The following is an 8,644-nucleotide window of genomic DNA, read 5'->3' as shown; positions in this document are numbered from 1 at the left end:
CGCTCACTGACCGCCGCTACAGACGCAATCGGTTTGTACGTTTTATCGGCAGCCGGTACGAATCGGCAGTGCCTCCCCGAGATTGCCACGGGCGCAAAGCGCCCTCGCAATGACAATTTGGGGGGCATTTACCATTTTAACGATAGCCTGTACGGGCGGCAGGTGCGTCGCCGGGCGAGGCGTGCCTCGCCCCTACTTTTTTCACACATACCGGAGCAGCGGACAAATGTCCTTCTCCGCGGAGAAAACAGGCCGATTTTCGGGGAAAAAGTTTCAAAAAGCTCTTGCATTCCGGGTATTTCAGTGTTATAATAAGGACAATCTATAGTAGACTTTACTAAGAGAGGGGTTTTCCCCTCTCTTTTCTTCTGAAATTCTGCGCCGGTCCCCGGCAGGAAGGAAGCATTTCCATGAAGATCACCGATCAGGTTTGGGAGTTCGCCGAGCCGCTGGTCAAGGCCTGCGGCTGCAGCCTCTGGGACGTCGAATACGTCCGTGAGGGCGGCGAGTGGTTCCTGCGGCTCTACCTCGACAAGGAGGGCGGCGTGGACATCGACGACTGCGAGGCCGTATCCCGCGCGGTCGACCCGGTCCTTGACGAAAAGGACCCCATCCCCGAGAGCTACCGCTTTGAGGTCTGCTCCGCCGGACTGGAGCGCCAGCTCAAGCGTCCGTCGGACTTCGAGCGCTATCTGGGCGAGCCGGTGCTCGTCAAGCTCTACCGCCCGCGCGACGGCCAGAAGGAGTTCCCCGGCCGCCTCGTGCGCTATGAGGACGGGGCAGTTACGATCGAGATGCGCGGCCGCGAGGTCACGTTTGACAAGGCGGAGGTCGCGCTCGTGCGGCTCCGCGTGGAGTTCTAATCACGAAGGAGAGAAATCATGAACGCTGAAATCTTTGCGGCGCTCCGCCAGCTGGAGAAGGAACGCGGCATCCCCGTGGATTACATGGTCGAAAAGATCACGCAGGCGCTTGTCGCCGCTTATAAAAAGGACCGCGACGGCTACACCGACAACGTCTACGTCGAGCTGACGGAGGACGCCATGCGCATGTATGCGCAGAAGGAGGTCGTCGACGAGGTCATCACCCCCGCCACCGAGGTCACGCTCGACGCCGCGCGCAAGGTCGACCCGCACGCACAGCTCGGCGATCTCGTGAACGTGGAGATCAAGACGCAGGCCTTCGGCCGCATCGCCGCCCAGACGGCCAAGCAGGTCATCATTCAGGGCATCCGCGAGGCCGAGCGCGGCATGATCTTCGAGAGCTTCTCCTCGAAGGAGCACGAGATCCTCACCGGCTCGGTGCTGCGCTTCGAGCCGAACGGCGACATGACCATCCGCATCGGCCAGGGCACGGACAAGACCGACGCCCTGCTGCCCGTCGGCGAGCAGGTCAAGACGGAGCATTTCGTCGAGGGCGACATGATCCGCGTCTATGTCATCGAGGTCCGCCGCAGCAGCCGCGGCCCGCAGGTCATGGTCTCCCGCACGCATCCGGCGCTCGTCAAGCGCCTGTTCGAGCTGGAGGTCCCGGAGATCAGCTCCGGCGCCGTGGAGATCCGCTCCATCGCGCGTGAGCCCGGCTCCCGCACGAAGATCGCCGTCCACGCGGCCGAGGAGAACATCGATCCCGTCGGCGCCTGCGTCGGCGCCCGCGGCGCGCGTGTCGGCGCGGTCGTGGAGGAGCTGCAGGGCGAGAAAATGGACATCGTCGTGTGGTCCGAGGACATCTGCCAGTTCGTGGCCTCCGCGCTGTCCCCGGCGGACGTCATCTCCGTCACGCAGCTGCAGCAGGGCGCAAAGGCCTGCCGCGTCATCGTGCCGGACGACCAGCTGTCACTCGCCATCGGCAAGGAGGGCCAGAACGCCCGCCTCGCCGCGCGCCTGACCGGCTGCAAGATCGATATCAAGCCCGCCTCGCAGGCCGAGGCGCTGGAAGAAGCAGCTGCCGAATAATTTTCGGGAACTGCACATCATTCTGTCAAATCGTTTTCTTGAAAGGCCTCGGGCCTTTCCACAGTAGGATCGGAGGGGATGTACCGTGCCGAAGAAAGTGCCGATGCGTCAATGCCTCGGCTGCCGCGAAATGAAGCCCAAGCGTGAGCTGACCCGTGTGGTGCGCAGCCCGGAGGGGCAGGTCAGCCTCGACGCACGCGGAAAAGCGCCCGGACGCGGCGCTTATGTGTGCCGCAGCGCGGAATGCCTGAAGAAAGCAATGCGCTCGCATGCCATTGACCGCGCGCTGGGCGTAACGGTGCCGCAGGAGCTGTACGAGACCCTGCGTTTGGAAATGGAGGCGCTGCCGGATGGAACAGAATAAAAGTCTGGGTCTGCTGTCGCTCGCGCGCAAGGGCGGAAACATCGTCCTCGGCGAGGAGCAGGCGGGCGCAGCGGCCCGCGCCAGCCGCGCACGGCTGATGCTGCTGGCCTCGGATGCCGGCGGCCACACCGTGCGGCGGGCAAAGAGCTTCGTGGCCGGGACGGCGCAGCCGCTGCTGACGCTGCCCTATACGCGCGACGAGCTGGGCGACGCCCTCGGCACGACGAGCTGCGCCATTGCCGCCATCACGGATGTGCAGCTTGCGCTGGCGTTTGTCAAGACGCTCGGCGAGCCGGAAAAGTATGCGGACCTGCTGCAGGAGCTGGACGAGCGCGTCAAGCGCGTGGAAAAGCGGCGCGCCGAGGAAAAGGCCCACCGCAGGAACGTCCGGCATGGGAAATCGTAAGTGTGTCAATCAGGAGGTGGCGAGAATATGAGTTTTGTGAAATACCGCGTGAAGGAGGTCGCCGCTGACTTTGGCGTGACGCCGAAGGATATTGCGGAGATCGTTGGAAAATATTTTGAGAAGCCGCGCAGCAACACGCAGGTGCTGACGGACGAGCAGCTGAACGTCGTGTTCGATGCGATAACGCAGAAGCACCAGATCGCTTCGCTGGAGCAGGTGTTCGCCGTGGCCCCGCAGGCAAAGAAGACCGAGCCGAAGAAGGCAGAGGCCCCGAAGCCCGCAGCCCAGCCCGCACAGGGCAGCGCTCCGGCCGCAAATGCCGCGCCCGCTGCGCAGAGCGCCGACAAGGCCGCCAAGCCCCAGCAGGAGCAGCGCAAGCGCGAGCGCCGCGTCGTCGATACCTCTGCCGTCACCGTCAACGCCGACCGCTTTGACGACCGCGTGGACGTGCTCATCTCCGAGCGCGCGCAGAATTTCTCCGGCGGCAAGCAGAAGATCGCCAGCAAGAACAAGAATAAGGCCAAGGGCGGCAAAAAGCCGGCCTTCGGCTCGAAGCAGCGCAACGAGGAGCAGGAGAAGATGCGCCGCCTGCGCCTGGAGGTCATCAAGAAGACCCCGCTGACCGTGAAGATCCCCGATGAGATCACCGTCGGCGAGCTGGCCTCCCGCATGAAGAAGACCGCGACCGAGGTCATCAAGACCCTGCTCAAGAACGGCGTCATGGCCACGATCAACCAGACCATCGACTTCGACACGGCGGAATTCGTCGCCACGGAGATGGGCTGCAAGGTCGAGCGCGAGGTCGTTGTGACCATCGAGGAGCGCCTCATCGACGACCATCAGGACACCGAGGACGAGCTCGTCCCGCGCAGCCCGGTCGTCGTCGTCATGGGCCACGTCGACCACGGCAAGACAAGCCTGCTCGACGCCGTCCGCAAGACGAACGTCGTCTCCGGCGAGGCCGGCGGCATCACGCAGCACATCGGCGCCTACACCGTCGAGATCAACGGAAAGCCCATCACCTTCCTTGACACGCCGGGCCACGCCGCCTTCACCTCCATGCGTGCCCGCGGCGCCATGTGCACCGACATCGCCATTCTGGTCGTTGCGGCGGACGACGGCATCATGCCGCAGACCGTCGAGGCCATCAACCACGCCAAGGCCGCGAACATCCCCATCATTGTCGCGGTCAACAAAATGGATAAGCACGGCGCAAACGCCGAAAACATCAAGCAGGAGCTCACGAAATACGACCTCATCCCCGAGGAGTGGGGCGGCGACACCATCGTCTGCCCGATCTCTGCCAAGACGGGCATGGGCATCGATCAGCTGCTCGAGATGGTCATCCTGACCGCCGAGATGCAGGAGCTCAAGGCCAACCCGAACCGCGCCGCGAAGGGCACCGTCATCGAGGCCCGCCTCGACAAGAACCGCGGCCCCATCGCCACGCTGCTCGTGCAGAACGGCACGCTCCACAAGGGCGACCTCATCATCGCGGGCACGGCCGTCGGCCGCGTGCGTGTCATGACGGACGACAAGGGCCGCGCCATCCAGTCCGCCGGTCCGTCCATCCCGGTCGAGATCACCGGCCTTGCCGAAACGCCCACGCCGGGCGATGAGTTCGACGCCGTCGCCGACGAGCGCATGGCCCGCCAGCTCGTCGAGCAGCGCAAGCAGGCCGAGAAGGACGCCGCTGCAAAGCAGGCCAGCAAGGTCACGCTCGACAACCTCTTTGCCAAAATGCAGGAGGGCGAGATGAAGGAGCTGAACCTCATCGTCAAGGCCGACGTGCAGGGCTCTGCCGAGGCCGTCCGCGCCAGCCTCGAAAAGCTGTCGAACGAGGAGGTCCGCGTGCGCGTGATCCACGCAGGCGTCGGCGCGATCAACGAGTCCGATATCCTGCTGGCCTCCACGGCCAACGCCATCGTCGTCGGCTTCAACGTCCGTCCGGACGCCGCCGCACAGGCCTCGGCTCAGCGCGCCAATGTCGATATCCGCATGTACCGCGTCATCTACGACGCCATCGACGAGATCGAAGCCGCCATGAAGGGCATGCTCGCGCCGAAGTACCGTGAGGCCATCATCGGCCATGCCGAGGTCCGTCAGACCTACAAGGTCTCCGCCATCGGCACCATCGCGGGCTGCTATGTCAAGGACGGCAAGGTCACGCGCGACAGCAAGGTGCGCGTGCTGCGCGACAACATCGTCATCTATGAGGGCGAGATCGGCTCGCTGCAGCGCTTCAAGGACTCCGTCAAGGAGGTCGCGCAGAACTACGAGTGCGGCATGTCCATCGACAAGTTCAACGACATCAAAGAGGGCGACATCTTCGAGTGCTACGTCATGGAGGAGATCCCCCGCTAAGGTCGACCGACCGTTTCTCACACGCGGGCGCGGGGAAAGTGCTTCTCCGCGCCCGCCCTTATATTTGCGCCGGGGTTCCCTGATCTGTCATTGCGAGGGCGCTTTGCGCCCGTGGCAATCTCGCGGCAGACGCCGCGGAACACGCTGACGGCTTCGGCGAATTCGCCGCAGGCCCGGAGTACCTGCTCCCTGACGCACGCGGCGCGCACCGGCGCGCCGGAAGGAGGAAATTTTTATGGCATCCAACCGCATCGGACGCATCAATGAGGAGATCCAGCGCGAGCTGGCCCAGCAGCTCCGCCTGCTGAAGGACCCCCGCGTCCAGAAGACCATGGTCTCCATCACCCATGTGGAGACGACGCCGGACCTTCGCTATGCCAAGGTCTACGTCTCGCTGCTCGACCGCAGCTGCACCAAAGAAGTGCTCGCGGGGCTGAAGTCCTCGGGCGGCTTCCTGCGCCGCGCACTGGGCAAAAGCCTGCAGCTGCGCTACACGCCGGAGCTGCAGTGGCAGGAGGACGACTCCATCGTCCACGGCGCGCACATTCTCGACATTCTCTCGAAGCTCGACATTCCGGAGGACACGGAAGATGAAACAGCTGACCATTCGTGAAGCGGCGGATTTTCTGCTGCGCAATGACAACTATGTCCTCCTGACGCACCGCCGTCCGGACGGCGACACCATTGGCAGCGCGGCCGCCCTGTGCGCAGGCCTGCGCAGCCTCGGCAAGACGGCCCATGTGCTGGAAAATCCGCAGTTCACGGAGAAATTCCGCCCGTGGCTCGGCAAGCTGACGTGCGAGACGCTGCCGTCCAGCGCCTGCGTCGTGAGCGTGGACATTGCGGCGGAGAACCTGCTGCCGTTCGACCTGCCGGACTGCGCCGTCGAGCTGCAGATCGACCACCACGCCGGGAACCGGCAGTTCGGCCTGCAGGCCTTTGTGGACGCAAGCGCCGCGGCCTGCGGCGAGATCATCCTGCGGCTGCTGCAGCTCATGGGCGTCAAGCTCGATGCCTCCATGGGCGCGGCCCTGTATGTCGCCATCTCGACGGACACCGGCTGCTTCCGCTTCAACAATACGACGGCCGACACCCTGCGCTGCGCCGCCGCCTGCAAGGACACCGGTGCGGACACGTTCGCCATCAACACGGCCCTGTTCATGACGAAGCGCCTGCCGCGCCTGCAGCTTGAGGCGCGCCTGACGGAGAAGATGGAATTCTACGCCGGCGGGGCCGTCGCCGTGAACACGCTCCCGAACGTCCTGCTCGTGGAGCTGGGCCTGACAGAGGACGACGTGGACGACATCTCCGGCTTCAGCCGTGAGATCGCAGGCGTCGAGATCGGCGTCATGCTGCGCGAAGGTCCGGAGGGCGGCAAGATCTCCCTGCGCTGCTCGCCGAAATACGACGCGGCCGCCATCTGCGCCCGGCTGGGCGGCGGCGGACACCGCGGCGCGGCCGGAGCCAGTGTGCCCGAGGGCCTCGACGCGGCCAAGAAGGCCATTCTGCAGGCCATCGCCGACAGCGGAGTCGAGCTCTGATGGCAAGCGGGATCCTGATCGTCGACAAGCCGGAGGACTGGACGTCACAGGACGTCGTGGCCAAGCTGCGCGGGGCGCTGCACGAGCGCCGCGCCGGGCACGGCGGAACGCTCGATCCCATGGCCACGGGTGTGCTGCCCGTGTTCTTTGGGCGGGCGACGCGCGCCGTCGAGTTCTTTGAGCATGCCGAAAAGACGTATGAGACCGTTCTGCGCCTCGGCCTTGTGACCGACACGCAGGACATCACCGGCCGCGTGCTGGAGCAGCGCGATGCCGCCTCCGTGACGGAGGCAGACGTGCGCGCGGCCCTGCCGCGCTTCCTCGGCCCGCAGAAGCAGGTGCCGCCGATGTATTCCGCCATCAAGATCGGCGGGAAGAAGCTCTATGAGCTGGCGCGCGCCGGGCAGGAGGTCGCGCGGCCCGCGCGGGACATCACGATCCACGCGCTGGAGCTGCTTTCGTGCGCGCCGCCGGACTTTACCCTGCGCGTGCACTGCTCCAAGGGGACCTATGTCCGCACGCTGTGCCACGACCTCGGCGCAGCGCTCGGAACGGGCGGCTGCATGGCCGCGCTGCGGCGCACGGTGGCCGGGGCCTATACGGCGGCGCAGGCCGTGCCGCTGGCGGACATTCTGGCCCACCCTGCGCCGGAGTCCCTGCTGCTGCCGGTCGACACGCTGTTTGCGGCCCATCCTGCGCTGACGCTGACGCCCGCGCAGGAGAAGTGCTGCCGCAACGGCGCTTCGTTCACACTCTGCTTCGCCCCCGGCCGCTATCGCCTGTATGCCGAAAGCGGCGAATTTCTCGCTCTCGGCGAGGTCCGGGACGGGCGCATGGAGACCGTGAAGAGCTTTTTTGCGATTTGAGAGGATGCATATGACACGACCCTGTGTATTGGCGCTCGGCTTTTTTGACGGCGTCCACATCGGCCACGGCGGCCTGCTGCGGCGCACGCGCGAAACGGCGGACCGTCTCGGCGTGCCTGCGGCGGCGCTGACGTTTGACACGCACCCGGACACGCTCGTCTCCGGACACAGCGTGCCGCTGCTGAACACGCCGGAGGACCGCGCCGCCCTCATGCGGGAATATTACGGCATCGATGAGGTGCTCACGCTGCATTTTGACCGCGAGACCATGACGCAGCCGTGGGAGCGCTTCGCGGAGGAAACGCTGCTCGGGCGCTACCACGCCGTGCACCTCGTCTGCGGCCACGATTTTCGCTTCGGCGACCGCGGCGCAGGCAATCCGGAGAAGCTCGCGGCCTTCTGCGCGCAGCGCGGCATCGGCTTTGACCGCATCGACGTCATCGAGCTGGACGGCGCGCCCGTCTCGTCCACGCGCATCCGCGCTCTGCTGGAGGCCGGGGACATGGCGGAGGCCGTGCGCTGCCTCGGCCACCCGCATGTGCTCACCGGCCCGGTCGTCTCCGGCCGCCACCTTGGCCGGACCATCGGCATTCCGACGGCGAATCTGGCCCTGCCGCCGCAGCTGCTGTGCCCGCGCCACGGCGTCTATGCCGCGCTGGCCTGCTTTGACGGCCGCCGCCTGCCCGCCGTGGTCAACATCGGCTCGCGCCCGACCGTCGGCGGCACGCATGTGACCGTGGAGCCGTGGATTTTGGATTTTGACGGCGACCTCTACAGCCGGACGCTGCGGCTGGAGTTTTACACCTTCCTCCGCCCGGAGCGGAAGTTTGACAGCCTCGACGAGCTGCGCGCCGCGATCCTGCACAACGCCGAGCAGACGCGGGAGTTTTTCCGCGATCGATAAACCACGACCGCCCGCCGGTAACCCCGGCGGGCGGTCATTTTATGGTATATTGGCAGAGGCGGGGCATGCCCGCCGACCGCACGCGCCCTGTAGGGGAGCGGCATGCCGCTCCCGGCGCTGCACCGGCGTAATCAGCGGGCCGTCGATAAAACGAGGATGGCCCCCCCGATTTGTCATTGCGAGGAGGCCGCAGGCCGACGTGGCGCCCTGAGCGCGAAGCGCGAGGAAGTGCCCTTGGGGTGCA

At 65.6% G+C, this 8,644-nt stretch carries 9 protein-coding genes; all 9 read left to right on the top strand.

What is annotated here, in order from left to right; all coding sequences use genetic code 11:
• Positions 1-410 precede the first annotated feature (410 nt).
• The gene (rimP, locus tag WMO66_RS02700; RefSeq protein ID WP_349134873.1) at positions 411-863 is read left to right on the top strand and encodes a ribosome maturation factor RimP; all 453 of its coding nucleotides are present in this window, start codon (positions 411-413) and stop codon (positions 861-863) included.
• Between the two features lie 18 nt (positions 864-881).
• Entirely contained in the window at positions 882-1,955 is a 1,074-nt protein-coding gene (gene nusA, locus WMO66_RS02695) for a transcription termination factor NusA (RefSeq protein ID WP_349134872.1), read from the top strand.
• Between the two features lie 85 nt (positions 1,956-2,040).
• Positions 2,041-2,319 carry an RNase P modulator RnpM gene (rnpM, locus tag WMO66_RS02690; RefSeq protein ID WP_349134871.1) on the top strand — a complete coding sequence of 93 codons (279 nt, stop codon included), beginning with the start codon at positions 2,041-2,043 and terminating at the stop codon, positions 2,317-2,319.
• Positions 2,306-2,725, top strand: coding sequence for a L7Ae/L30e/S12e/Gadd45 family ribosomal protein (locus WMO66_RS02685; RefSeq protein WP_349134870.1), 420 nt, complete (start codon positions 2,306-2,308; stop codon positions 2,723-2,725). The genes rnpM and WMO66_RS02685 overlap by 14 nt, the downstream gene beginning before the upstream one ends.
• A gap of 27 nt (positions 2,726-2,752) precedes the next feature.
• The gene (infB, locus tag WMO66_RS02680; protein ID WP_349134869.1) at positions 2,753-5,089 is read left to right on the top strand and encodes a translation initiation factor IF-2; all 2,337 of its coding nucleotides are present in this window, start codon (positions 2,753-2,755) and stop codon (positions 5,087-5,089) included.
• A gap of 235 nt (positions 5,090-5,324) precedes the next feature.
• Positions 5,325-5,702 carry a 30S ribosome-binding factor RbfA gene (rbfA, locus tag WMO66_RS02675; RefSeq protein WP_349134868.1) on the top strand — a complete coding sequence of 126 codons (378 nt, stop codon included), beginning with the start codon at positions 5,325-5,327 and terminating at the stop codon, positions 5,700-5,702.
• Positions 5,680-6,630 carry a DHH family phosphoesterase gene (locus WMO66_RS02670; RefSeq protein WP_349134867.1) on the top strand — a complete coding sequence of 317 codons (951 nt, stop codon included), beginning with the start codon at positions 5,680-5,682 and terminating at the stop codon, positions 6,628-6,630. Before rbfA ends, WMO66_RS02670 begins: the two co-directional genes overlap by 23 nt.
• Positions 6,630-7,496, top strand: a complete 867-nt coding sequence (gene truB / locus WMO66_RS02665; RefSeq protein ID WP_349134866.1) for a tRNA pseudouridine(55) synthase TruB — start codon at positions 6,630-6,632, stop codon at positions 7,494-7,496. The genes WMO66_RS02670 and truB overlap by 1 nt, the downstream gene beginning before the upstream one ends.
• A gap of 10 nt (positions 7,497-7,506) precedes the next feature.
• Positions 7,507-8,400: a riboflavin biosynthesis protein RibF gene (gene ribF / locus WMO66_RS02660; RefSeq protein ID WP_349134865.1), complete on the top strand. Its 894-nt coding sequence runs from the start codon at positions 7,507-7,509 to the stop codon at positions 8,398-8,400.
• The last annotated feature ends 244 nt before the right edge of the window (positions 8,401-8,644 follow it).

The organism is Faecousia intestinalis (assembly GCF_040096185.1).
Taxonomy (GTDB): Bacteria; Bacillota; Clostridia; order Oscillospirales; family Oscillospiraceae; genus JAZOXB01.
This window is presented reverse-complemented; position numbering and strand designations above follow the sequence as displayed.

Bases quoted from the DNA above. Each gene is read 5' to 3' on its own strand.
- rimP (WP_349134873.1), top strand. From the start codon at position 411: ATGAAGATCACCGATCAGGTTTGGGAGTTCGCCGAGCCGCTGGTCAAG.
- nusA (WP_349134872.1), top strand. From the start codon at position 882: ATGAACGCTGAAATCTTTGCGGCGCTCCGCCAGCTGGAGAAGGAACGC.
- WMO66_RS02685 (WP_349134870.1), top strand. From the start codon at position 2,306: ATGGAACAGAATAAAAGTCTGGGTCTGCTGTCGCTCGCGCGCAAGGGC.
- infB (WP_349134869.1), top strand. From the start codon at position 2,753: ATGAGTTTTGTGAAATACCGCGTGAAGGAGGTCGCCGCTGACTTTGGC.
- rbfA (WP_349134868.1), top strand. From the start codon at position 5,325: ATGGCATCCAACCGCATCGGACGCATCAATGAGGAGATCCAGCGCGAG.
- WMO66_RS02670 (WP_349134867.1), top strand. From the start codon at position 5,680: ATGAAACAGCTGACCATTCGTGAAGCGGCGGATTTTCTGCTGCGCAAT.
- truB (WP_349134866.1), top strand. From the start codon at position 6,630: ATGGCAAGCGGGATCCTGATCGTCGACAAGCCGGAGGACTGGACGTCA.
- ribF (WP_349134865.1), top strand. From the start codon at position 7,507: ATGACACGACCCTGTGTATTGGCGCTCGGCTTTTTTGACGGCGTCCAC.